Origin of the sequence: Streptomyces sp. NPDC053427 (assembly GCF_044544985.1) — a bacterium.
GTDB lineage: Bacteria > Actinomycetota > Actinomycetes > Streptomycetales > Streptomycetaceae > Streptomyces.
On record NZ_JBITYA010000014.1, the window covers coordinates 155385 to 178066 of the forward strand.

Here is a 22682-nt window from a genome sequence, read left to right on the forward strand (position 1 = left end):
GGCCGTTGAGAAGCGCAGGCCGCGCTGTCAGATGGTGATGCCACCGTGGATTTCGAAAACGCTGCCCGTGATGTATGCGGCGGCGTCCGAGGACAAGTACGAGATCAGGTCCGCGACTTCCTCCGCGCGGCCGAACCGCCGGAGCGGAATCGCCCGCAGCAGGTCTTCCCTGGCCTTGTCGCCCAGTGCTTCGGTCATGTCGGTGTCGATGAGCCCCGGCGCCACCGCATTGACCCGGATACCGAAGCGTCCGACCTCTTTGGCCAGCGCCTTGGAGAATCCGATGATCCCGGCCTTCGACGCCGAATAGTTCGCCTGGGTGGGATTCCCGTACACGCCGGATACGGAGGACACATTGACGATGGAGCCGGACTTCCGCTTCATCATCGGCACCACGACGGCCCGGTTGACGTGGTAGCTGCCGTCGAGGTTGGTGTCGAGCACCTGGTGCCAGTCGTCGTCGCCCATGAGCATCAGGGGCTTGTCCCTGGTGATGCCGGCGGAGGTGACGACGACCTCGATGGGGCCCAGCTCGCGTTCGGTGCGGGCGACCCAGGCGCGGACGGCATCCCCGTCCGCGACATCGGCCTGCACGGCGAGCGTCCGGACCGGAAGGTGGTCCAGCTCCTTCTGCAGGGACTCCGCCATTTCGGCATTCGACCGGTAGCAGAAGCTCACGTCGAACCCGTCGTGCGCCAGCCGCAGCACGGCCGCCCGGCCGATGCCGCGGGAGCCGCCGCTGACCAGGGCCACGCGCCGGGGCTCCGCTTCGGCCGCGCCTCGCGTCCGATCGTCGCTCATCGGATGTCGTCCCCCATCTTGATCAGCGCACAGGCCACGGTGCCGTCCCGGTCGACGGAGGTGATCAGAGCCGTTTTGCCGGCGGCCTCCGGATCGGCGTCCGCGACGCTGAGCGTCGCGGCGATCTGGAACGCCGCGCCGGCGGCACCGGTGTCGCCCAGCAGATCGGTCACGTTGATCCACCTGGCGTCCGCGCCCTGGAAATGCTCGTGCAGCGCATCGGTTTCCTGCTCCGCGTACTGGGTCTGCACGCCGGAGGGGACGACGGCCCACACGTCTTCGGGGCCGATGCCGCTGCGTCGGAGAATGTCCGAGACGCAGGCGGTCAGCGCCTCGCGGACGGCGCCTTGGGCGTGCGCCCGGGACCGCACGTCGATGATCTCGGCGAGCGGCGGACGGTCCGTCGCCGTGTCCCCGGCGGTCTCGACGAGGAACATCGCGCTGCCCTCGCCGAGGACCGTATCGGCCGGTGTCCTGCCGCGGCGGTGATGCTCGATCCAGGAACGTGCGGGGGAGAATTCCTCCGCCGCGCCGCACAGAATTCTCTCCGCCCGGCCCGAAACGAGCAGCCGGCGGGTGTAGTTGAGGGCGAGTAGACCCGCGGACTGGCCGCCGGCGAGAGTGACGTTCGGGCCTTTGAGGCCGTGCCAGATCGCGCACTGCCCGGCCGCGCAGTTCATCACCGCGTACGGCATCAGCGCCGGATCGACGAGAAACGGCTTGGATTTCTGCATCGACGTGCGGGTGTAGCCCATCATGCTTTCCGCGCTGCCGGTCGTCGTCCCGAGCACCAGGCCGGTGCCTTCGCCGGTGGGGATGGACGCGCCGGCGGCATCCTCCGCCAGCAGTTCCGTCGTCACGCCGACGGCCAGACCCGTCACCCGGTCCATGTCCCGGGTGCCCTTCTTGCCCAGCAGCTCCCGGGCGGAGAAGTCCGGTACGAGGCAGGCCTGTTCGTCGGGAACGGACCATTGCTCGGTGTCGACGGCGGTCACCGTCTTCCGGCCGGTACGTATGCCTTCTTGAAATGCGCTCCGCCCCAGCCCGAACGGAGAAATGGCCGACCATCGGGTGATGACAAGGCGGCGACCGCTGGAGAGGCCCCTGGCCGTCATTGTGCGTTCCCCCCGTCTTCGTACTTACCAAGAATCGCAACGGCGTTGTTCCCGCCGAATGCCATGCCGTTGTTCTGGACGATCCTGAGGTCCGCCTCGACCGCCTCGTTGGGAACGCAGTCGATCTGGCAGTCCGGATCGGTGGTGACATGGTTGATGGTGGGCGGAATGAATCCGTGAGTAATGGCCAGGGCGCAGCCGATAGCGGACAGTGCGCTCGCCGCGCCCATGGTGTGACCCAGCATCGACTTCATCGAAACCGTGCGCGGCGGGTTCTCTCCGAAGAGATCGCGAATGGCCCTGGTCTCGGTGATGTCATTGGCTTTTGTGCCGGTCCCGTGAGCAGAGATCATATCCACCTCGCTCGGGTCGACGCCAGCGTCTTTCAACGCCAGCTCCATGCAGCGCGTCACGCTTTCCTGATGCGGCGCCACCTGGTGATATGCATCGCAGTTGAGGCCGTATCCGAGCACCTCGGCATAGATACGCGCGCCACGGGCCAGCGCCGATTCCAGCGTTTCCAGCATCAGGACGCCGGCGCCTTCTCCGGTCAGGATGCCCTTACGGTCCTTGTCGAACGGCCGGCACACATCCGGGGCGATGGTGCCCAGCCGGTAAAAGCCGGTGAAGGTCTTCCGGCAAATGGCGTCGGCTCCGCCGCACAGCGCGAAGTCGACCTCTCCGGAGCGGACCGCGTCGAATCCGCTGCCGATCGCGTAGTTTCCCGCGGCGCAGGCGGTCGCCATCACCGTGGCCTCGACGTCGGTGAGGCCGAGTTCCTGCGCGATGGCGGTGGACAGCCGCATGGGACTGACCCGCCCGGCGATCTCCGCGGGGAGGTTTTCCAACCCGTCCCGCAGTTCCGCCGCCACGAGACGGTCCAGGTCATGCGATTCGCCGTCGGTGGTGCCGACGGAGACCAGGCTCCGTCGGCCGTCGAGGGCCTCGGCGGTCAGACCGGCGTCCGCCACGGCCATCCGGGCGGCCGCGACGGAGAACTGGGTGGCCCGCCCCAAGTTCTCCAGATCGAGGCGGGAAATCCAGCGCTCGGGCTCGAACCCGGTGACCTCGCAACCGTTGGAGTGCGCAAATCCCGCGGTGTCGAACTGACTGATCGGCCCGGCACCACTGCGTCCGGCACGCAGCGACGCAGCGAATTCCTCGGCGCCGATGCCAATGCTCGATACAACACCCAGACCGGTCAGCACCACGCGGCGCGGCGCGCCACCCGGCATGACGTCAAGCGGAGCCATCGACATCAGTCTCCTGAACGTTGGTGATGGAGGGCACGGGGATTACCAGCCTTGGATCTCGGCGACGACCTCGTAGACGCCTTGCACATTGACCATCCCGGCGAGATGGGCCTGGTCGATTTCTATGTCGAACTCAGACTCCAACGCGGCCAGGATTTCGATGCTCTGGAGGGAGTCCGAGCCGTGCTCCTCGCGGAAGAGGCTCGTCAGGGTGACATCGTTCTCGTCGAGCTCCAGCCGATCGCACACGATCTTCTTGACCCTGAGCAGGTTGGCGTTGTTCTGCATGTCGTCTGTTCCCATTTCGGTCCTCACTTCTTGTCTGGCTTGGTAGAGGGAAAGACTTACTCGGCGGGGCCCAGAGCGATCGGAAGTTTCTCCAGGCCGCGCATGATGACGCTGGACCGCCACTTCAGCGCCTCCGGCTCGACCGCGAGCCGCGCCTCGGGGAAACGCTCCAGGAACTTGCCGATGGTGACTTCTGCTTCCAGCCTGGCCAGCGGAGCCCCCACGCAGTGGTGAATTCCGAAGCCGAAGCCGAGGTGCCCGCCGAGAGGCCGGGTGATGTCGAGCTCGTCGGGGCGGTCGAACCGCCGCCCGTCACGGTTCGCCGCCGCCAGGCCCAGGAAGACGATTTCGCCGGCCGGAATGCTGACGTCCCCGATTTCCACCGGTGCCGCGGTGAAACGCATGGTGGCCATGGGAGCCGGACCGTCGTAGCGCAGCAATTCCTCCACCGCGCCGCGGGCCAGGCTCTCGTCCGCGCGCAGCGCCGCACGCTGGTCGTCGTGGCGCAGCAGCGCGAGGATTCCGTTGCCGATCAGGTTGACCGTGGTCTCGTGACCGGCGACCAGGAGCAGCATCGTCATGGAGACCACTTCGAGCCGGTCCAGCCGGTCGCCGTCGTCGCTGACCTGGATGAGGTCGGAGAGCAGGTCGTCCGCCGGCTCGGCGCGCTTGGCCGCGATGACCTGCATCAGGTATCCGCCCATGGCCATGGACGCATGCCGCGCGGCCCCGGGCGGGCCGGCGCCGACCAGCGCCTTGGACCACTCACGGAAGGTTTCCCGCTCCGCGAGGGGGATCCCGAGCAGTTCGCAGATGACCGCGATCGGCACCGGAAAGGTGAAGTTGCTGACGAGGTCGACGGCGTTGCCGCCCTTCCCCAGCGCTTCGAGCTCGTCGAGCAGTTCGTCCGCGATACGGGCGATGCGTGGCCGCAGCTGTTCGACGCGACGTGTGGTGAACGCCTTGACCACGAGCTTGCGGAGCCGGGTGTGGTCGGGCGGATCGCTGTTGAGCATGTTGGCCGCCAGCGTTTCGGGCGCCGATGAGGGCCCGTTGGCCGAGGCCAGCTTGCGGTCGACGAGGGCCTTCATACGCTCGGCGTCCTTCGACAGACGCTCATCGGTGAGGGCCGCGCGGACCTCGTCGTAATCGGTGATGACCCAGACGGGGAGGCCGTTGGGCGTCGTCGCCCGATGCACCGGTCCGGCCGTGCGCAACTGGGCGTACACGCTGTACGGATCCTGCATATAGGCGTCACCGAAGAGTCCGGTGTCCCCGAATAGAGTGCCGTGCATGTCTCGCTCCTCGAGCCGTGCGCAGCGCGCACTGTGCGGGCGGGCAGTCAGGTCGCAAGAAGGACGTCAGGCCGTTTGGAGGACGGCCTTGATGACCGTGCCGTCGGCTACGGCCTGCATGGCCTGTTGAACCTCGGCCAGCGGGTAGGGCGCCACCAGACTCCGCAGGTCGAACCGGTCGCAGAGCGCGGGGAGCAGTCCCACGTACTCGACCAGATGGGCGCCGCTGAAGGCCCAGGAGCCACGGACGTCGAGTTGCCGGTGGACGATCTGATGGGGGTTGAGCAGGGTGTCACCGCTGTCGGTGTACTGGCCGACGACCAGGTACGAACCGCCACGCCGGGCCAGCGTCAGTCCCTGGGCGACCGCGCTGGGGACCCCCGCGCACTCGATGACGAGGTCCGCGCCGTCGCCTCCCGGCGTCAGCGCGCGGGCCTGGTCGAGGGCCTGCTGAGGGTCGGCGCCGGCCGCGATGTCGATGTGGTGGTCGCCGATGCCGCACTTCTTGGCCAGGTCCAGCCGCTGGCGCGGGCCGCCGATCAGGATGACCTTCGCCGCGCCCGCCAGCTGCGCGAACGCCGCCGCCGCCAGGCCGACCGGCCCGCTGCCCTGGACGATCACGGTCTCCCCGAGCCGTACGGGACGCCGCTCGTGCAGGGCGTGCACCAGGGTCGGTCCGGCGCATGCCAGCGACATGGCGGCCAGCTCGTCCACGCCCTGGGGGAGCTTGACGACGACCGCGCCCGGGTGCAGGAGGATCTTCTCCGCCCAGGCACCGGAGAGGCCGGAGCCCTCGGTGAGCGGACGGTTGACGCCGTACGTCCGGCGCGCCTCGCACAGGGTGGGCTCGCGGTGCTGCCGGCACGGCACGCAGCGGCCGCAGGCGATCGACGAGGCCCACATCACGGCGTCCCCGGCCCGCAGTTCCGCGCCGAGCGCGTCGCGAGCCGGTCCGGCGCCGAGGGCCCGCACGGTTCCCAGGCCCTCGTGACCGAGCGTCAGCGGGGTCGGAATCGGCAAGTGCCCCTGCTGGAGGTGCAGATCGGTTCCGCAGATGCCGCCGTAGGTGATGTCGACGAGCATCTCGCCCTCGCCCGGCTCGGGCACGGGCAGGTTCCGGATCGTGACCGGTTGGCCGAACTCCTCGAGTACCGCCGCGGCGGCGAACTGTCCGGTCGTCACGCGCCCGCTCCCGTCATGGTGGTTTCCACGGTCTCCAGGAGCCTCGCGTGCGGTACGAGGGGCGTGGTGTCCCTGCCCACGAGGTATTCCGGACGCGGCTCGCCCAGGGGGCGGGGGGCGTTGGTGGAGGCGTTGTACGTCGCGATCAGCAGGTCGCGCGGGAAGGGCGAGATGTTGGGCGCCGAGCCGTGCATGATCTCCGGGTGGAAGAAGACGACGGTTCCGGCCGGCCCCTTCGGGCTGGTCATCTCGTGCACCCCGGCGAGCCGGGAGAGGTCCGTGGTGGACAGCGCGTAGTCGTGCGGGTCGATGTGCTCGTCCGCCTGGTCGCCTTCCCGGCGTCGGCTCGCCTCCGAGCCGAGCTGGTGCGACCCGCGGAGGAAGACCACGGGGCCGTTGAACTCGGTGACGTCGTCCAGGAAGACGGCCACGTTCACGGCACGTGGCTCCGGCATCCGGTCGGCGTCACGCCACACGGGGTAGTCCTGGTGCCAGGCCCATGACTCGCCGCCGAAGGGACGCTTCGTGTTGATCTTGAATTGGTGGACGTAGAGGTCCTGGGCCACCAGCTGCATGGCCGGCCCGAGCAGTCGCTCGGACGTGATGAGGTCCCGGAAGAGCGGATGACGGGTGTGCGAGGCGTAAACGGCCCGCATCGTCTCCCCGTCGTCCTCCGTGATCAGGTGCGGCCCCTTGACCGTCACGTCCTCGGCAAGGGCGGCCTTGATGGAGGCCAGCTCGGAGTGCGAGAAAACTCCTGGCACAAGGATGAATCCATCGCGGTCGTACTGGGCCGACATTTCTTCCGCCAGCTTCACGATATTCCCCTCGGTAGCGAAATCCGACACCCGCGGCCATCGTTGGCCGGTATCCACTGCAGTAGTTGTCCGTCGCACCCCGGTGCGGCCCGGACGTGACCTGTCGATGGGCAGGACGGAATGATGCAGGGATTCGGCGATACCCATGACAAGGCTCTGCGGGCCGCCAACCGATGTCATCCGTCACATGTGCGGAATCAATGTGTTCCGCTGAAGAAGCGCCTGAAGCGGCGAGGCCCACGGGTGCCGGTCAACCGGCGCATGCGGCCCCGAATACCAGGCGTCCGGTGACATCATCGGCGTCCGGCAGCGACGGTGCTGCCGACGGCAATGGCGATGACGTCGCCCGCCTCATGCCCTACACGAGAAAATCCCCTCAGATCTGCGGCGAACGCCCGGCCATTGAAGAAACCGAGCTCGCCAGCCCCCGTTTCGCCGCGAAGCTCCGCTTCGGCAGCGTTCTCAACTTGGTTCTCGACTTGGTTTGTGAAGCGGCTTCGTCACATTAGGTAAGTGACTGCTGCCTCAACGTCAGCCAGGAGATCCGTGACGGCTTCAAGAAGCTCGCGCTTGCGAGCACATGAACCGCCGATGACGCACGCAACTCGCATTAAGATAGGACCTTCTAGCGCGCGCCCCGTCCCCCCTCGCGTTCTTGTGATCGTTGTGAGGACGATAAGCCGCTAGAGCGATTCATTGCAACATGTTGCCTGCATGATGCAGAATAATGCACCAGGAGGTGGGAATGATGGGTGGTCACCCCGAGGAGTCCGACGACTCGGTACGGGACACCCTGGACGGCCAGGCTCAGGCCGCCAAGGCTGCGATTGCCGCCCGGCTGCGGCATGTCCGGCAGCACCACCCGGAAGGGCCGTTCACTCTGGCCAAGCTGGCCGAGCGCGCCGGCGTCTCCAAGCGCACCCTGGCGGCGGCCGAGTCCGCCGAGGGGGCCAACCTCACCATCGAGTCGCTGGTGAAGGTGGCGCACAGCCTGGGCATCGCGCGCTGGGCCTACTTCCTCGACGAACAGGTCTTCCAGCAGGTCAACATGGAGCTGGAAACGGTCAGGGCGCTGAGCCAGCACCGGATTCAGGCCGTGGCCCTGCGCGCGGCGCGCCCCGCGCCCTACTCCGCGGACCAGATGTCACAGCTGCTCACCGGCATCATCCACGCCGCGGCCCAGGCCCGTGACTCGCTGCAGGGCGCACCGCCCCTCCCCACCGACGACGGATAGCGCCGGGCCGACCGCTCGCAGGCCCCCCGGCTGAACCAGCCGCCCAGCTCAGGCCCTTCTTCGCCCCGGTCGCCCCGTGCGGGAACCCGTCGCGCCTTCCGTGTGCGAGGGGCCCCGCCGCGCATTCTCTTCCCGTCGCTCCTACCGCCTGAATCGGGCCCTGCCCTCGCGCCGACCCGCTCCGGGCAAACGCCCACGCGGCGTCCTGCCGTCCCGGGCGCATACGGCAATCGCGCCGACCGCCCCGTGATGCGCACAGCCCCTCGCCATGGCCTCCTAATTCCGGTCCGCGCCTCGTGCGGCCCCCTCACCCTTGAGCCGTTCGTTCTGCCGTGTGTGCTGCGCGGAAATGTCGCCGCACAGGCCGATGACGGGCCGTCAAAAGCCCCTGAATTTCCCCCCATTGACACCTGAGCTACGACGCTGCGAGGAACGCATGCACGCGCTGGGCCTTACCCCCACCCGAGGGCCGGAGGGCAATCACATGCCTCTCCCCGAACCTCTCCGAGCCCCCGGCCCCGTTGACGCCGCCTGCCGGCACCACACATCACGCGCGCCTTTGGCGCCGAACCCGCCTCATTCCTCGGCGGCAGCCGGTTCCGCCGCCTCGCGGTAACGCCCCACCGATTCGCGAAACTGCACCAAAATCGGGTAAAACCTACCTATGAGTATGTTTCGTGCGTCTCCAGATGAATCCGCCGGAAAAACTTCGGCGCGACTCTCGATCGAGAAGCGCCGCAAGGGAACGCAAGTCGCCCTGTGGTGCGCGCAGTTCGCCACTCAGTGTGCCGATGAGTAACCCGCCGCAACATGAGACCGAGGACTCATAGCCTGCTCTGATAAAACCGAACGACTTCGAACGGAGGTCGGTTACGCTGATCAATACCGTGTAGTAACAGGTATCCACACTTCGGGCGGGAATTCGACGTCGAGGTGTTCGCGTTATCGGCTTTACGTTCACGCAAGAAAGGGGGAGGCGAAGCATGAAGCCCGGCGGGGAGTATGGCAGATTACAGCGTAGATGCCAAGGAATTCTCGATGACCTTCGGGTGCCTCAGACGAATTCCTTTGCGGTGATTCGCCAATGGGTGGAGGAATGGCGAGGACGTCCACTCGTCCTGAAGGAACTGCCCGAGCAGATCGCCATGGCCGGCGCCTGCGGACTGTGGTTGAGCACGGACGAGGCGGATTACGTCTTCTACGAGGCCCGGACCGCGCGCCTGCACCGGGAGCACATCATCCTCCACGAGCTCGGCCACATGCTGTGTGACCACCACGGGTCGGACGACTCCGTGGCCGACGACCCGCTCAACGGGCTGCTGAGCGGACTTCAGCCTCAACTCATCAAGCGCCTGATGGCACGGACCAGTTACACCACCGTTGAGGAGCGCGAAGCCGAGATGATCGCCAGCTTGATACACAGCGCGGGAGGGGCCGGCAGACCCGGCGGCGCCCTGGGGCGACTCGGGGCCTTCCTGGGGGTCGTCGCCGATGACCGTGGTTGAGCTGGCGGGGCAGATCGGCTGGTGCAGCGTCGTCAGCCTGTGGATCGCCCTCCTCTGGCGTTGCCGGTCCGCCCTGCGGCTGCGCTACCAACGCGGGCTGTGGCTGGCGGTTTTGACCGCGGCCATCGCCATCACCCTCTTCCAGCCGGACATCGTCACCTGGGCCAAGGGCTTCACCGGCAACGACCACGCCATCACCCTGGCCCGGAACCTCGTGGGTGTCCTCAGCGCGGGGCTCACCCTGCTGTTCATCGTCGGTTCGATCCGCGAACGCCAGCTCCGACTCCTGCTGCCCCTCGGACTGGCGGCCGTCCTTGCGGCACTGCTGTTCATGGATATGGCCAACGGGCCCTACCCCGGCCCGAGCATCCCTCACACCGGCGGACCCGCGGCGCCCTCGGCGTGCTACTGGCTCCTCATCATCGCCGCGCACCTGCTGGCCGACCTCACCTCGATGACGGTCTGCTGGCAGTACAGCAACCGGACCGACGACCGCGATCTCGTCTGGTCCTTGCGGGTGTTCGCCCTCGGAAGCGTCTTCGCCATCGCCTACTGGAGCGCGTACCTCCTGCATCTCCTTGTCCGCATTCCCTTCGCCCTGCCCTACATGGCCGTGGTCATCAACGTCCATGGGCTCTTCCGGGCCGCCTCGCTGCTCGTCCCCACCGCAACCGCCGGTGCCCGGAGGCTGGCGGACCTACGGACCGTCTGGGCGCTGTGGCCACTGTGGCGCGACCTGCTGACGGCGGTGCCGCACGTGGCCCTGGCCCGGCCCCAGCAGAGCCGGCTGCGGGAAGTGCTTTTCCCGTGCGCGCCCCTGGCACTTCAGGCCCACCGCCAGGCCATCGAGACCTACGACGCCTTACTGGCCCTGCAGCCCTACGTGCCACCGGACGCCTACGACCAGGCGCGCCGGTTCGCCCGACGCGCCGGCGTCCCGCCCGAACGCCTCGAAGCCGCCGGGCTCGCCGGCGCCCTGGGGCAGGCCCGCCGTGCCATGCTCGCCGACGCGCTGTCGTCCACCCCTGGCCAACTCCCCGGCCTGGACTGGAGCAGCCCGGCGCTCCTCCTGGCGATCGCTCGCTCGTGGCCACTGATGTCCGATGCCCTCCCTGGCCACGACCCAGCCGGCACTCCGCAGAATCAGTCCTGACCCGGCGCGCGCGGAGCGATGTTCACGACCGGACCCGCCGCCGCCCCCGGGCCGAACCTGCGGCGGTACGCCGACGGGCTCAGGCCCGTCTCGTGGCGCAGGCGGGTGCGCAGGGTGGCGGTGGTGCCCAGGCCGCTGCGCTGGGCCACCACGTCGAGGCGTTGCTCGCCGCGTTCGATGAGGCGGCAGGCGAGGGCGGTGCGTTCGCCGGTGAGCCAGGCCAGGGGAGTGGTGCCGAGCTGGGTGCGGAAGCGGCGGTGGAGGGTGGCCTGGCTGACGGCGGCGCGGGCGGCGAGGTCGGCGACGGTGAGAGGGGTGCCGAGCCGGGCCTGGGCCCAGGCCAGTACGGGGGCCAGGGAGGTGTCCGGGATGTCGGGGACGGGGCGTTCGACGAACTGGCGCTGGCCGCCGTCCCGGTGGGCGGCGAAGACGAGGCGGCGGCTCACGGAGTTGGCGGCCTCGGCGCCGTGGTCACGGCGGACGAGGTGCAGCCCGAGGTCGAGGGCGGCCGCGCTGCCCGCCGCGGTGAGGATGTCGCCGTCGTCGACGAAGAGCACGTCCGGTTCGAGCCGTACGGCGGGGAAGCGGTCCCGGAAGGAGGCCGCCCACTGCCAGTGCGCGGTGGCCCGGCGGCCGTCCAGTACGCCGGCCTCGGCGAGGGTGAAGGCGCCGCTGCAGAAGCCGACGAGGCGGGCGCCGCGTGCGTGGGCCCGCCGGACGGCGTCCAGTACGGCGGGGCGGCGCGGTACGTCGGTGTCGGGGCGGTTCGGGACGATCAGGGTGTCGGCGGTGTCGGCCAGGTCGTCGAGGTCGCCGACGCCGGCGAGGGTGAAGAAGCCGTCCCGCATGAGGGTGCGGGGCTCGGGGGAGCAGAGGGCGAAGTCGTAGAGGCGCCCGCCGAGTTCGGGTCTGCGCAGGCCGAATATCTCGGTCGCGCAGCCGAGCTCGAAGGGGTTGGAGTTCTCGTCGACGATCACGACGACGCGGTGCGGGGCGTGGGCCGGAGTGCGGGCCGGAGGCGTCCGGGCGGTCGCCGGGGCGTGCGAGGAATCTTGCGGCATATGCGATTTCTAGCACTCGCGGGCGCGGGACCGGCGGCCGAGGATGAGTCCATGAACAGTGAACCTCTCGCCCTCGACCGGGCGTTGGCCTCCTTCGACGCCCTGTGGAGCCCGCGCATCGTCACCCGCGTCAACGACTACGACGTACGGATCGCCAAGGTGAAGGGGGAACACATCTGGCATGTGCACGATGACACCGACGAGTTCTTTCTGGTGATCGACGGCGAGCTGGTCATCGGGCTCCGGGACGCGGACGGCGAGCGTGCGGTGACGCTGCCGGCCGGGTCGGTCTTCACCGTTCCGCGAGGCACCGAACACCGGCCGTACTCCGCCGACGGCGCCTCGATCATGATGTTCGAGCCCAGCGGGACGCTGACCGTCGGCGACCGGCACGACGAGGTCCCGGACCATGTGGAGGCGACCACGGGGCACGCGCTGGCGCCGTGAGCGCGCGCCGCGCGGCACCCCGGACCGGGCAACGGAAATTGGCCGGAATGGCTATGCGGCGAGGAGGGCGGGGGCCCTCTCGGCGGGGGGACGGGCGGTAGATCCCCATGTCGTGGCGCCCGGTGCGGCGGGCGCCGCGGCCGGACCGGGCGGCGGATTCTTTCCGGTCCGGTAATTAATCCTTCCCGTTCCGGTCTTTTACTGCGCCCGCGAACCCGCTCTAGAGTCGAGACATCGGGGCGGCGGCCGATTATGCACGGTGCCGCGATGAATCGGCCCGCAATTAGTCTTTCCCTTCCGGTGTGCGGCGCGATTATCGTCGATTCGTCGAGTCGGCCAGGTGTTTCCCGCAAGAGTGGGTGACCGGCCATGTGGAATACCTTGGAGCATTCGTGACGACCACACCGGAAGAGCAGCAGATCACCCAGCACCGCGCGGAACCGGCCCGTCCGGCACCGCCCGGACGCCCTCCGCGCTGGAAGCAGACCATTCTCACTTTCGTCGGCATCTACCCGATGCTGACGGTCTTCCAGCTGATCTGGGGAAAGGAACTGGCCGCCCTTTCCCTGCCGCTCCGCGTCCTGATCATTGTCGCGGTCATCGCGCCGCTCGCCACCTATGTCGTCTTCCCGGCCCTGACCAAGCTGGCCGGACCGCTGATGAGGCCGGCGGCGCCGCGAACGAGGCCCACCAGCTGAGCCACACCGAAACGGGGGAAGTTCCGCATGTCTCAACTCCTGCCCGAAAACGATCGGGTCGGGGGTGCCCTCCTTGATGTGGAGGGCACCCATACACGTACGGTCCTCATGGACATACGCTCCCTGGACACATTCCTGAAGCTGTGCGCCGAGGAATACCTGAGCTGCACCCCGGAGGAACCGCCGGGCTGTTTCGCCGTCCTGGTCGGTTCGCTCTTCGGCGATATCGCGCATATCAACCGGCTTGAATTCGCCCGGAACGTAAGGGCGTCCGACCGCACCGCGGAGTCGGAATTCGCGGCCAATATCGTGCCCTGCTTCGGCGCCGCGTACAACAACAAACGCCGCGGCTACTGGTGCGACGCGAAGGACCTCCTGCGCATCGACCGCGAGGCGCAGCGCGACGGCCTGGACATCGTCGGCTCCATCCATCTGCATCCCGACTGGCACCGGATCGGCCCCGCGCACGAGCGCGGTCTGCAGATCAGCGAGCGGACGACGCCGATGGACCGCCATATGTTCGCCAACACCCGCTGGCCGATCAACATGATCTGCTATCTGGAGGGCCGGGAGACCGTATTGCTGCCGACCCTCGGCGCCTGGGCGCCGCCGCACGACGCGCCCCACGGGGAAATCCCCGGCGCATGTGCTCCGCTCGCGCTCCGGGTGCGCGACACCGCGGGAGAACTCCTGGAGGGGGACTCGCTGCGGCTTCCCCCGATCGAAAGGTGAGGTGAACCGATGCACGTCGTCATCGCCTGGTGGGATCTGGCCGAGTCGTCCCAGACCATCGATTCGCTGCGGACCTACCTCCGCGACGAGTCCGTGACCGCCTTCACGGACGTACCCGGGCTCCGCCTGAAGACCTGGATCTCCGACCGGGCCGCCAACCGCTGGGGGGCGGTGCTCCTGTGGGAGTCGCGGGAGGCCGCGGCCCAGCCGCTGCCCGGCCGCGCGCCGGAACTGATCGGCTACCCGCCCGCCGCCCGCTTCGCGTTCGACGTGGAGGCGACGGTCGAGGGCCGGTACACCCAGGAGGCGCTCGCCGGACTGGGGCTCGCCTTCACGCAGTGACCGTTGCGCACGACCGCCGCTCCGGACCCTCCGTCCGGCCGGGCCAACGTCCTTTCTTTCCTGCAATGTTGAACCATCACACGATTTTGGGGGTGGTTTACAGTGAGGGCGTCGCTTGAGCTGTACGGGGGGTCTGGTGGCAACGAATCTTTCCACCTGGAAAACAGGGGCCGCTGAAGGTGCCACCCGTCCGCGGGCGGCGGACCCTCAATTCCTCACCCGTGGTGGACACATGAATATCGAATTGCGGCACTTCCGTTACGCCATAGCCGTCGCCGAAGAACTCAGCTTCACCCGCGCCGCCCAACGCCTGCATGTCGCCCAGTCGGCGCTCTCCGCACGGATCAAGGAAATGGAAGCGGAACTCGGCGTCGCACTTTTCCACCGGACCACCCGACGGGTGGAACTGACGGAGGCCGGCAAGAGATTCGTCGCGGAGGCCGAACACGCGCTGCGCCACCACGAAGAGGCACTGCGTCAGGCCCGCGATGCGGCGAGCAGCATAAGAGCCAGACTCAAGGTCGGCTTCCAGGGGGTGGCGGCGCTGGAGCTGACCCCCCTGATACTCGACGCGTTCGAGGGCCGATGTCCGGGCGTGGAAGTCGAGATGTGCCGCTACGACTGGGACGACCCCTCGGCGGGCGTCAACAGCCAGGAGGTCGATGCGGCCTTCGTACGCCCACCGTTCCAGGCCCGCGACCTGAAGATGGAACCGCTCTTCGCGGAACCCCGGGTCGCGGTGCTGCCGCATCGCCACCGCTTCGCGGCACGCCCGCGCGTCCACATCAACGAACTCCTCAGCGAGCCCTTCGTGCTGCGCCGCAGCCCCGACCGGATCTGGGCGGACTACTGGATGTGTGCCGAATACCGGCGGCGGCTGGACATGCCGCGGCTGGTCGAGGTCTCCAGCGCGGACGACGAGCTGCAGGCGGTCGCGGCCGGCCGGGCCATCAGCATCACACCGGCCGCCGCCGCCCGCTTCTACCCCCGCTCCGGCATCGTCTACGTACCGGTGGAGGGCGTGAGCCCCAGTACCGTCGCGCTCGCCTGGTCCCACAGCGCCACGAACCCGGCGGTGGCGGCCTTCGCCAAGGCGGTCCGCCAGGTCTGCCGCACCAAGACCCACATCCTGCGCACGATCACCGACCCGATGGGCACGCTCACCACGGACCTGCGGGGCCGCGCGGGATGACCGGACCCCGTACGGCAGCAGCCTGAGACCCGGGTGGCGGACGCCGTCCGGCGCCCGCCACCCCGTCTCAGCCGCCGCAGCCCGCCCCGACGGGAGCGCGCGGGGCCTCCTCCCGCCGCTCCGCGGCCCGCAGCCGCACCTGCGCGCCATGGCGCAGCTGCGGCATCGGCCGCGGATCGGGGTCCGGCACGAACCGTGCCCCCTCGGCCCGGTACGACCACGCGGGACCCCGCTCGACCAGACGGGCCAGCGCCCAGGCGAAATCGATGATGTCCTGCTCGGTGATCCCGCAACCGATGCTGGCCCGGACCGCGCTGCCACTGTCATGGCCCTCACCCAGAAGGTGCTTGACCAGCGGGTGAGCGCAAAAACGCCCGGTCCGTACGGCGATGCCGTACTCCGCGGACAGCGCCGCCGACAGCAGGCCGGGCTCCCGGCCCCGCACGCTGAACGTCACGGTGCCGACCTTCGGATGCCGCCCGTCCCACATGCGGTGCAGGCACAGCCCCGGAATGCGGGCCAGCTCCCGCTCCAGCAGCGCGGTGAGCCGCTCCTCCTCCTCGACGAGGCCGGAGCGAAGCGGAGCATGCAGCACCTCACACGCCGTCGCCAGGGCGTAGTTGCCCAGAAAGTTGGGCGACCCGGCCTCGTGCCGCTGGGGAGAAGGAGCCCAGGCCACCGTCGGCAGGTCGACATGCCGGGTGGCGCCGCCGCCCACGAGATAGGGCGGCGCGGCGTCCAGCCAGTCGGGGCGGCCGACCAGCACGCCGGCGCCGTAAGGGGCGTAGAGCTTGTGCCCGGAGAAGGCGACGTAGTCGACATCCCAGCCGGTCATGTCGAGGGGCCGGTGCGGGGCGAGCTGCGCGGCGTCCACCGCGATCCGCGCCCCGTACCGGCGGGCCACCCGGGCCAGTTCGGCGACCGGCCACACCTCACCGGTGACATTGGAGGCCCCCGCGAGAGTCACCAGGCGGGAGCCGCGGCCCCCGCCCGCACCCCGGACCGCCGCGGCCAGCGCCGCGTCCAGGAGCACCAGGGCGTGCTCCGGGCTCTCGGGCACCGGAAGCCGGTGCACGGTGCGCCGCTCCCACGGCAGGAGATTGGCGTGATGCTCGGTGGCGAAACCGAACACCTCGCAGTCCTCCGGCAGGGCGTGGGCCAGCAGATTGAGCGAGTCGGTGGTGTTGCGCGTGAAGATCACCGTGTCGTCGGGGCGAGCGCCGGTGAAGGCGCGTACCGACTCCCGGCAGGCTTCCTGCAGTTCGGTACAGACCGCGGAGGGAAAACCGTCCCCCCGGTGCACACTGCCGTACCAGGGCAGTATTTCGTCCACCGCATCGCGCACCTGCGTGGCGCACGGCGCGGTGGCGGCGTAGTCCAGATCAAGCCGACGGACTTCTCCGCCGGTCACCAGGGGCACCCATTGCCGGTCCCCCACCAGTGCCGTCGTCCCCATTGGTATTTCTTCCGTCATGACTTCCCCCGTCATGCTTCCCCCGACGTCATACGTACCGCTCACCGACACGGCAGTTGCGCGGTCTCCGCGCCCCCGGCCACCGCCGGGATGACCGACATGACCGTCCCCGGCGCGACAGCGGTACGGACACCGTCGGCGAAGCGGATGTCGTCGTCGCCCACGTAGACATTGACGAACCGGCGGATCTCGCCGTCCTCGTCGGTGATGCGGTCGCGGATCCCCGGGAACCGGGCTTCCAGGGACGCCAGGACCTCCACCACGGTGGTGCCGGAGGCGGTCACCTCTGCGGAGCCTGAGGTGTAGCTGCGCAGGATGGTGGGCACACGCACGGTTACGGACATGGTTATCCGTTCTCCCCTCGTTCCAGTGTGCTGCCGACCGTACGACGGACGGGCAAAGCAGGGGAAAGTCCAATACGGGCATGATTTATCACCCGCCCGGACACAATTCCCGGACCGGTCGTCCGGCGGAAATGCGCACCGAGCGGTGGCGGGCGGAACGCGGAGGCCGCCGGATCCGCCGGAACGGGTGAACCCTCGCGGCCCCGGGCGCGCGGTGCGCGTCATCGCCACACGGATGGCCGTCCCGCGTGGCGGGCACCGGGGGAGGGCGGGCATGTTGGGGCCAGCGACCAGGAGGCCCCCATGGATCGGAGACCGGACCGGAACCTGCTCCGGAATCTGTGCCGAAAGCGGCTCCGCAGGCCGCCGCGGAATCCGTCCGGGAGCCCGCGCGGGAGACCGTTCCGGGGCCCGATGAAGCCCGCCGCGGCGGGCGTTGCCTTCATAGCCATGGCGACCGTGCCGCTGTCCGCGCCGGGGACCGGGCCGCGCGCAGGGGCCGGGGCACCGCTGGTGATCGCGCACCGCGGCGCCTCCCGCTACGCGCCCGAGAACACCCTCGCCGCCGTGGACGCCGCCTACGACCGCGGCCTCACCTGGGTCGAGAACGACGTCCAGCGCACGAAGGACGGCCAACTGGTGGTGCTGCACGACACCACACTCGAGCGGACGACCGACGTCGAAAAGATATTCCCCGGTCGGGCGCCCTGGCGGGTACGCGATTTCACCGCGGCCGAAATATCGCGCCTCGACGCCGGAAGCTGGTTCGGGCCGCGGTTCGCGGGGGAGCGGGTGCCCACCCTCGCCGATTATCTCCGCCGTCTGGACCACAACGACCAACGGCTGCTGCTGGAGATCAAGTCGCCCAAGTCCTACCCCGGGATCGAGGCAGGCGTCGTCCGCGAACTCCGCCGCCGCGGTTGGCTGGATCGCGCGCATGTCAGGAGCCGGCTGGTCGTCCAGAGCTTCTGCGTGAAATGCGTAAAGGCGGTCCATGGCCTGGTGCCCCAGGTACGTACGGGAATTCTGGGATCGCCCCGCCTGGCCGAACTGGCGCGTTACGCCCGATTCGCCGACGAGATCAACCCCCGTATGTCGGCCCTCAGTTCGCGCTGGATCAAGGCCGTCCACCGGTTGCGCGGCCCACACGGCAGGCCGTTGGAGGTCTATGCGTGGGGTGTGGGGAAGAACACGGGCGTACGGGAGGCGCGGGCCCGGGGGATTGAAGGGGTCATCACCTAGGGCGCATTGCGGGGGCATTGTCTTGATTTCGCGGGTAGCCGGATCCGGATACCCGCGGGCCTTTGCCGCACAGTACGTTCAGGGGGCGTGAAGGAGCTGTGGAAGCCGGACAAGCGGCCGGTGAGCCGCGCCGGGCGGGGATTTACTGGATTCCCGTGACCCGGCTAGGGTGCCAGGGATGTTCGACGCCGCCACACTCCCCGTTAAAGAACCAAGACGCAGGATGAGGCTTTTGGGTTCCGATGTGGGGCCCGGTGCGGGCCCGCGTCCAGCCCCTCCTCAGGGTTCGTTCCAGGAGGGCCCTTGAAGAACGATTTTCCGGCGTACGGCGAGCGGCGGGCGCCTCTTCCCCCGCAGCGGCAGGTGCCCGACGCGGCATCGTACGACCCGCTGAGAGCGGGCACGGCGACCGCCACCATGGCGCCGGCCGCCGCGACGGCCACCGGCACCGGTGCGGCCACCGGCATCGGCACAGCCGCCGCCACCGCCACCGCCACCGTGCCGGGCACCGCCGACCGGCCGGCGCCGCAGGCCGGCCCGGACCGCCCCGGCACACGTGCCAGGCCCGCCGCCGGGTCGCACGGCAGGCACAAGGCACGCAAGGCGCGCGGCAAGGCCCAGGCCGGTGCCGACGCCAAGGGAAAGCCCCGCGACGCGTTCTTCGACAACGCGAAGTACCTGGCCATCGTGCTGGTGGCGATGGGGCACTCCTGGGAGCCGCTGCGCGACGGCAGCCGGGCGGCGGCCGCGCTCTACATCACCGTCTACGCCTTCCACATGCCGGCGTTCATCATCATCTCCGGCTACTTCTCGCGCAGTTTCGACATGCGCAAGGACCGCCTCCAACGGCTGATCACCGGCGTCGCCGTCCCCTACATCCTCTTCGAGGTCGCCTACACCCTCTTCAAGAGGTGGGCGGACGACGATCCGCACTACCCCATCAGCCTCACGGACCCCTGGTATCTCACCTGGTTCCTGCTGGCACTGTTCGTCTGGCGCCTGACCACCCCGCTGTGGAAGATCGTGCGCTGGCCGGTCCCGCTCGCGCTGTCCATCGCCGCGCTCGCCTCCATATCGCCGGACATCGGCGACGACCTGGACCTCCAGCGGGCGCTGCAATTCCTGCCGTTCTTCGTCGTCGGGCTGTGCCTGAAGGCCGAGCACTTCAAGCTCGTACGCCGCAAGAAGGCACGCATCGTCGCCGTACCGGTCTTCGCCGCCGCCCTGGTCTTCGCCTACTGGGCCGCGCCGCGCATGAACGCCGCCTGGTTCTACCACCGCGACAGCGCCCAGGAACTGGCCGCTCCCTGGTGGAGCGGCGTGATCATGACGCTGGCGATGTTCGGCTGCTCGCTGGTCCTGGTGGCCTGCTTCTTCGCCTGGGTGCCGGGCCGCACGATGTGGTGCACGGCGCTGGGCGCGGGCACCCTCTACGGCTACCTCCTGCACGGCTTCGTGGCCAAGGGTTCCCGCTTCTGGAACTGGTACGACAACCCGTGGGTGCACAAGCCCTGGGGCGCCGTGCTCATCACCCTCGCCGCCGGCACCCTCATCACCGTGCTGTGCACACCACCGGTGCAGCGGATGTTCCGCTGGGCGATGGAGCCCAAGATGACCTGGGCCTTCAAGAAGGACCCGGTGGGGATGGCCCGCAGCCGGAACTGAACGTCAGGGGCGCACGAACAACGTCAGGGGCACCCGTTCCACCGCCAAACCCGGTGGAGCAGGTGCCCCTGACACGTCCAGCGGTGGCACGGCAGGCACGCCGCTGCCCTCGCGATCGCCGTTTCGACGACTACCTGTCCCGCATCGGCTACGAGGGCGACCGGACACCGCACCTCGGGCGTCGCGCATCGACCATTGGGGCATCGAGCATCGAGCATCGGGATTCGGGCGGCGGCCGAGCGAACATCGGACGACGGCGGTGAAGCTCTATCGCACGACGGCGATGCCCTCGATCTCCACCAATGCCGCCTCGTCCCACAGCCGGGTCGCGCCGATCACCGCCATGGCCGGGTAGTCGCTGCCGACCAGCCGTTTCCACACCCGGCCGATGTCCGGAGCGCGTCGACGGTAGTCGGCGACATCGACGGCGAAGATGGTGAGCTTGGCCAGATCGGACGGGCCGGCGCCCGCGGCCGCCGCCGCGTCCAGGAGGTTCCGCAGCGCCCGCTCGAACTGCGCGACGATGCCGACCCCGACGATCTGCCCTTCGAGGAGGGCGGTCTGCCCGGCGAGGAACACCATGGTCCCGGAGGTGGCCCGGACGGCATGGCTGAATCCCGTCGGCCGCGACAGATGAGGCGGGTTGATGCGCTCCAGGCAGACACCGGAGCCGCCCGAGCCCGAGTCGGAACTGCCCGATGTGCCCGAGGTGCCGTCGGCGCCCGACGCCGACGGCAGCGGCGGCACAGGGGTATCAGCGCTCATGCTCATCTCCGGTGGGCTCCCTCCGCCGCCTACGCCTCTCGTACACCCAGGGATTGAAACGCGTCCCGCTCCCTCTGGGGAAGCTCTTCGCCGGAGAAGAAGAGATCGAAATCGGCCACCGACGGGCGTCACCCGCAGCCGCCCGCCCGCAGCTGTTCCGGTGGGGCGACGCCGAGCTTCGGCCGACTGTCGCGTGGTCGGCCGGCCGGGTGCGTCTCCGGTGGCCGCTCGCCTCACCTTGCGCCTACGTCAGGTTCCGCCAGCCACGTTCCGCTTGCCGTCGGGTGTTCCCCGTTGCTTTTCCTCCCTCCGTTTCTCTTCTTTTCTCTTTGCTTTCCTTCGCTTCGTTTCACTTCGCGTCTGCGTAGCAATCCACCACTGCCGTAGTGAACGGAAAGCGCACCGGTGTGTCCCCGAAGGCGATCCGGCCCGCCGCCGCGGCGGCCGTCGTAATGGCTTCGGAGACCGTGCCGGATTCCTCGGCCGGGCAGTGCACGATCACCTCGTCGTGCTGGAAGAACACCAGCTCGGCGCGGAGCCCGCCCCGGGACAGCGCGTGGCGCAGGGCGGCCAGCATCAGCAGGGCCCAGTCGGCGGCGCTGCCCTGGACGACGAAGTTACGGGTGAACCGGCCGCGGGCGCGGGCCGCCGAGCTGCTGCCGTAGCCGGAAGGGCCCGCTTCCTCCTGGGGGAGGCCCGCCTCGTCGGGTGGTGTCACGGACGCGGGCGGGCAAGTGCGGCCCATCCAGGTGCGCACCAGGCGGCCCTCCTCGCCGGCCCGGGCCGCGTCGTCGACACAGGCCACCGCGGCCGGGTATCGGCGGCGCAGGTCGGCCATGTGCTTGAGGGCGTCGCCGGACGTCTGGCCGTAGATGGCGCCGAGCAGGGCGAGCTTGGCCTGGGCGCGGTCGCCGCGGAAGGCGCGGGCGGCGAGGTCGGCGTAGAGGTCCTCGCCGCTGCCGGCCACCTCCATCAGTCCGCGGTCACGGGAGATGGCGGCCAGCACCCGGGGCTCCATCTGGTCGGCGTCGGCGACCACCAGGCGCCACCCCGGGTCGGCGATCACGGCCTGCCGGATCACCTTGGGGATCTGCAGCGCGCCGCCGCCGTTGGTGGTCCAGCGGCCGGAGACCGTGCCGCCGGGGAGGTATTCGGGGCGGAAGCGGCCGTCGCGCACCCATTGCTGCAGCCAGGACCAGCCATGGGCGGTGTGCAGGCGGTAGAGGGACTTGTAGGCCAGGAGCGGGGCCACTGCGGGATGGTCGATCCCCTGGAGTTCCCACTTACGGGTGGAAGAGAGGGGGATCCCGGCTCGGGCAAAGGCTCTGATGATGTCGTTCGGCAGGTCCGGGCGCACCCGCTCGCCGGGCCCGAAGGCGCGCGACACCTCTTCCGCCAGTTCCGCCATCCGCCGCGGTTCGAGGCCGCCCGGATAGCGTTCGCCCAGAAGTCCGTTCAGCACCTTGCGGTGCACATCCGCCCGCCAAGGGATCCCGGCCTGTGTCATCTCGGCGGCGACCAGCATGCCCGCCGACTCGGACGCGAGCAGCAGCCGCATCCGCTCCGGGTGCTCGGTCTTGGCCGTACGGGTCACCTGGTCGGCGTACACCTCGAGCAGCGCCGTCAGCTCGTCCGTGCCGGGCGGCAGCGGCACCGGCCCCGGCTCGAACAGCGACGGCTGGGTCTCGGCGGCCCGCGCCGGTGCGTCCTCCGGGACCGGGAGGCGGTGCAGTCGTGCCCAGGCGGCGGCCAGCGAGCGCGGCTGGCCGGACTGGCCCTCCTCGTGGCCGATCAGCAGGGCTTCGGCCGCCTCGACGTCGTAACAGCGCGCCACGCGTACCCCGGCCGCCAGCAGGCGCCGGTAGAGCTCGGCGGTGGACCGCCACACCCACCGTTCGACGTCGGGACGCGCTCGGATCGCCTCGGCGAGCGAGGGCTCTTCGCTCACCGGTCCGGCGGCCCGGCCGTCCGGAGTGAGCGGGCAGAGACGAGCACCCCCGTCGCCCGTCTCCGCCACTGCCCATCTCATGTCCCTGAGTCTCGCACCAGGGTCTGACAATCGCCCTGACCTGGGCA

23 protein-coding genes are annotated in these 22682 nt (G+C 69.3%); 11 read left to right on the forward strand and 12 right to left on the reverse strand.

Going from position 1 to position 22682, the window contains the following annotated elements; translation table 11 throughout:
• Positions 1–27 precede the first annotated feature (27 nt).
• The 7 genes from fabG to ACIGWZ_RS33380 form a co-directional block, all read right to left on the reverse strand.
• Complete coding sequence (gene fabG, locus ACIGWZ_RS33350; RefSeq protein WP_400070642.1) at positions 28–801, reverse strand: 3-oxoacyl-[acyl-carrier-protein] reductase; 774 nt, start codon at positions 799–801, stop codon at positions 28–30.
• On the reverse strand, positions 798–1916 hold the full coding sequence (locus tag ACIGWZ_RS33355) for a beta-ketoacyl synthase N-terminal-like domain-containing protein (protein WP_400070644.1): 1119 nt from the start codon (positions 1914–1916) through the stop codon (positions 798–800). The genes fabG and ACIGWZ_RS33355 overlap by 4 nt, the downstream gene beginning before the upstream one ends.
• Positions 1913–3169 (reverse strand): beta-ketoacyl-[acyl-carrier-protein] synthase family protein, encoded by a 1257-nt coding sequence (locus ACIGWZ_RS33360; RefSeq protein ID WP_400070646.1) that lies wholly within the window; start codon positions 3167–3169, stop codon positions 1913–1915. Before ACIGWZ_RS33360 ends, ACIGWZ_RS33355 begins: the two co-directional genes overlap by 4 nt.
• 42 nt (positions 3170–3211) lie before the next feature.
• Complete coding sequence (locus ACIGWZ_RS33365) at positions 3212–3472, reverse strand: acyl carrier protein (RefSeq protein WP_400070648.1); 261 nt, start codon at positions 3470–3472, stop codon at positions 3212–3214.
• Between the two features lie 41 nt (positions 3473–3513).
• On the reverse strand, positions 3514–4752 hold the full coding sequence (locus tag ACIGWZ_RS33370) for a cytochrome P450 (protein WP_400070650.1): 1239 nt from the start codon (positions 4750–4752) through the stop codon (positions 3514–3516).
• Between the two features lie 66 nt (positions 4753–4818).
• Entirely contained in the window at positions 4819–5934 is a 1116-nt protein-coding gene (locus ACIGWZ_RS33375) for a zinc-binding dehydrogenase (RefSeq protein ID WP_400070652.1), read from the reverse strand.
• A complete protein-coding gene (locus ACIGWZ_RS33380; RefSeq protein WP_400070653.1) occupies positions 5931–6752 on the reverse strand; it encodes a phytanoyl-CoA dioxygenase family protein in 822 nt (273 codons plus the stop codon). Before ACIGWZ_RS33380 ends, ACIGWZ_RS33375 begins: the two co-directional genes overlap by 4 nt.
• A gap of 287 nt (positions 6753–7039) precedes the next feature.
• On the opposite strand from ACIGWZ_RS33380, the gene ACIGWZ_RS33385 reads away from it, so the two are divergent.
• From ACIGWZ_RS33385 to ACIGWZ_RS33400, 4 genes are all read left to right on the forward strand, one after another.
• The gene (locus ACIGWZ_RS33385; RefSeq protein ID WP_400070655.1) at positions 7040–7261 is read left to right on the forward strand and encodes a hypothetical protein; all 222 of its coding nucleotides are present in this window, start codon (positions 7040–7042) and stop codon (positions 7259–7261) included.
• Positions 7262–7479: 218 nt separating this feature from the next.
• Positions 7480–7986: a helix-turn-helix domain-containing protein gene (locus ACIGWZ_RS33390; RefSeq protein ID WP_400070657.1), complete on the forward strand. Its 507-nt coding sequence runs from the start codon at positions 7480–7482 to the stop codon at positions 7984–7986.
• Positions 7987–9035: 1049 nt separating this feature from the next.
• Positions 9036–9491 carry a regulator component gene (locus ACIGWZ_RS33395; protein ID WP_400070660.1) on the forward strand — a complete coding sequence of 152 codons (456 nt, stop codon included), beginning with the start codon at positions 9036–9038 and terminating at the stop codon, positions 9489–9491.
• Positions 9478–10644 (forward strand): MAB_1171c family putative transporter, encoded by a 1167-nt coding sequence (locus tag ACIGWZ_RS33400; protein ID WP_400070662.1) that lies wholly within the window; start codon positions 9478–9480, stop codon positions 10642–10644. Before ACIGWZ_RS33395 ends, ACIGWZ_RS33400 begins: the two co-directional genes overlap by 14 nt.
• On the opposite strand, the gene ACIGWZ_RS33405 is transcribed toward ACIGWZ_RS33400, so the two are convergent.
• Positions 10635–11705, reverse strand: coding sequence for a helix-turn-helix domain-containing protein (locus ACIGWZ_RS33405; RefSeq protein WP_400070664.1), 1071 nt, complete (start codon positions 11703–11705; stop codon positions 10635–10637). The genes ACIGWZ_RS33400 and ACIGWZ_RS33405 overlap by 10 nt on opposite strands.
• Positions 11706–11756: 51 nt before the next feature.
• On the opposite strand from ACIGWZ_RS33405, the gene ACIGWZ_RS33410 reads away from it, so the two are divergent.
• From ACIGWZ_RS33410 to ACIGWZ_RS33430, 5 genes are all read left to right on the forward strand, one after another.
• Complete coding sequence (locus tag ACIGWZ_RS33410) at positions 11757–12152, forward strand: cupin domain-containing protein (RefSeq protein WP_400070666.1); 396 nt, start codon at positions 11757–11759, stop codon at positions 12150–12152.
• A gap of 392 nt (positions 12153–12544) precedes the next feature.
• Complete coding sequence (locus ACIGWZ_RS33415) at positions 12545–12850, forward strand: hypothetical protein (RefSeq protein WP_400070668.1); 306 nt, start codon at positions 12545–12547, stop codon at positions 12848–12850.
• 108 nt (positions 12851–12958) lie between these two features.
• Entirely contained in the window at positions 12959–13582 is a 624-nt protein-coding gene (locus ACIGWZ_RS33420; RefSeq protein ID WP_400070670.1) for a hypothetical protein, read from the forward strand.
• 9 nt (positions 13583–13591) lie between these two features.
• Positions 13592–13924 (forward strand): hypothetical protein, encoded by a 333-nt coding sequence (locus ACIGWZ_RS33425; RefSeq protein WP_400070672.1) that lies wholly within the window; start codon positions 13592–13594, stop codon positions 13922–13924.
• A 232-nt stretch (positions 13925–14156) separates the two neighbouring features.
• Positions 14157–15116, forward strand: a complete 960-nt coding sequence (locus ACIGWZ_RS33430; protein WP_400070674.1) for a LysR family transcriptional regulator — start codon at positions 14157–14159, stop codon at positions 15114–15116.
• A gap of 67 nt (positions 15117–15183) precedes the next feature.
• Here ACIGWZ_RS33430 and ACIGWZ_RS33435 read toward each other — a convergent pair whose 3' ends face one another.
• Together ACIGWZ_RS33435 and ACIGWZ_RS33440 are read right to left on the reverse strand one after the other, a co-directional pair.
• Positions 15184–16572, reverse strand: a complete 1389-nt coding sequence (locus tag ACIGWZ_RS33435) for an aminotransferase class V-fold PLP-dependent enzyme (protein ID WP_400070676.1) — start codon at positions 16570–16572, stop codon at positions 15184–15186.
• Positions 16573–16631: 59 nt separating this feature from the next.
• Entirely contained in the window at positions 16632–16934 is a 303-nt protein-coding gene (locus ACIGWZ_RS33440) for a MoaD/ThiS family protein (RefSeq protein WP_400070678.1), read from the reverse strand.
• Between the two features lie 414 nt (positions 16935–17348).
• Here ACIGWZ_RS33440 and ACIGWZ_RS33445 point away from each other — a divergent pair, with 414 nt between their 5' ends.
• Both ACIGWZ_RS33445 and ACIGWZ_RS33450 read left to right on the forward strand, forming a co-directional pair.
• Positions 17349–18176 (forward strand): glycerophosphodiester phosphodiesterase, encoded by an 828-nt coding sequence (locus tag ACIGWZ_RS33445; protein WP_400070680.1) that lies wholly within the window; start codon positions 17349–17351, stop codon positions 18174–18176.
• Between the two features lie 303 nt (positions 18177–18479).
• Positions 18480–19841 carry an acyltransferase family protein gene (locus ACIGWZ_RS33450; RefSeq protein WP_400070682.1) on the forward strand — a complete coding sequence of 454 codons (1362 nt, stop codon included), beginning with the start codon at positions 18480–18482 and terminating at the stop codon, positions 19839–19841.
• Between the two features lie 267 nt (positions 19842–20108).
• On the opposite strand, the gene ACIGWZ_RS33455 is transcribed toward ACIGWZ_RS33450, so the two are convergent.
• Positions 20109–20606, reverse strand: coding sequence for a RidA family protein (locus tag ACIGWZ_RS33455; protein WP_400070684.1), 498 nt, complete (start codon positions 20604–20606; stop codon positions 20109–20111).
• A gap of 349 nt (positions 20607–20955) precedes the next feature.
• Entirely contained in the window at positions 20956–22635 is a 1680-nt protein-coding gene (locus ACIGWZ_RS33460) for a bifunctional 3'-5' exonuclease/DNA polymerase (RefSeq protein WP_400070686.1), read from the reverse strand.
• Between the last annotated feature and the right edge of the window lie 47 nt (positions 22636–22682).

Excerpts from the sequence above, each read along its gene's own strand:
- ACIGWZ_RS33400 (WP_400070662.1), top strand. The coding sequence starts at position 9,478 with ATGACCGTGGTTGAGCTGGCGGGGCAGATCGGCTGGTGCAGCGTCGTC.
- fabG (WP_400070642.1), bottom strand. The coding sequence starts at position 801 with ATGAGCGACGATCGGACGCGAGGCGCGGCCGAAGCGGAGCCCCGGCGC.
- ACIGWZ_RS33460 (WP_400070686.1), bottom strand. The coding sequence starts at position 22,635 with ATGAGATGGGCAGTGGCGGAGACGGGCGACGGGGGTGCTCGTCTCTGC.
- ACIGWZ_RS33425 (WP_400070672.1), top strand. The coding sequence starts at position 13,592 with ATGCACGTCGTCATCGCCTGGTGGGATCTGGCCGAGTCGTCCCAGACC.
- ACIGWZ_RS33440 (WP_400070678.1), bottom strand. The coding sequence starts at position 16,934 with ATGTCCGTAACCGTGCGTGTGCCCACCATCCTGCGCAGCTACACCTCA.
- ACIGWZ_RS33365 (WP_400070648.1), bottom strand. The coding sequence starts at position 3,472 with ATGGGAACAGACGACATGCAGAACAACGCCAACCTGCTCAGGGTCAAG.
- ACIGWZ_RS33435 (WP_400070676.1), bottom strand. The coding sequence starts at position 16,572 with ATGGGGACGACGGCACTGGTGGGGGACCGGCAATGGGTGCCCCTGGTG.
- ACIGWZ_RS33370 (WP_400070650.1), bottom strand. The coding sequence starts at position 4,752 with ATGCACGGCACTCTATTCGGGGACACCGGACTCTTCGGTGACGCCTAT.
- ACIGWZ_RS33390 (WP_400070657.1), top strand. The coding sequence starts at position 7,480 with ATGCACCAGGAGGTGGGAATGATGGGTGGTCACCCCGAGGAGTCCGAC.
- ACIGWZ_RS33360 (WP_400070646.1), bottom strand. The coding sequence starts at position 3,169 with ATGGCTCCGCTTGACGTCATGCCGGGTGGCGCGCCGCGCCGCGTGGTG.
- ACIGWZ_RS33430 (WP_400070674.1), top strand. The coding sequence starts at position 14,157 with ATGAATATCGAATTGCGGCACTTCCGTTACGCCATAGCCGTCGCCGAA.
- ACIGWZ_RS33420 (WP_400070670.1), top strand. The coding sequence starts at position 12,959 with ATGGACATACGCTCCCTGGACACATTCCTGAAGCTGTGCGCCGAGGAA.
- ACIGWZ_RS33455 (WP_400070684.1), bottom strand. The coding sequence starts at position 20,606 with ATGAGCGCTGATACCCCTGTGCCGCCGCTGCCGTCGGCGTCGGGCGCC.
- ACIGWZ_RS33405 (WP_400070664.1), bottom strand. The coding sequence starts at position 11,705 with ATGCCGCAAGATTCCTCGCACGCCCCGGCGACCGCCCGGACGCCTCCG.
- ACIGWZ_RS33445 (WP_400070680.1), top strand. The coding sequence starts at position 17,349 with ATGAAGCCCGCCGCGGCGGGCGTTGCCTTCATAGCCATGGCGACCGTG.
- ACIGWZ_RS33410 (WP_400070666.1), top strand. The coding sequence starts at position 11,757 with ATGAACAGTGAACCTCTCGCCCTCGACCGGGCGTTGGCCTCCTTCGAC.
- ACIGWZ_RS33355 (WP_400070644.1), bottom strand. The coding sequence starts at position 1,916 with ATGACGGCCAGGGGCCTCTCCAGCGGTCGCCGCCTTGTCATCACCCGA.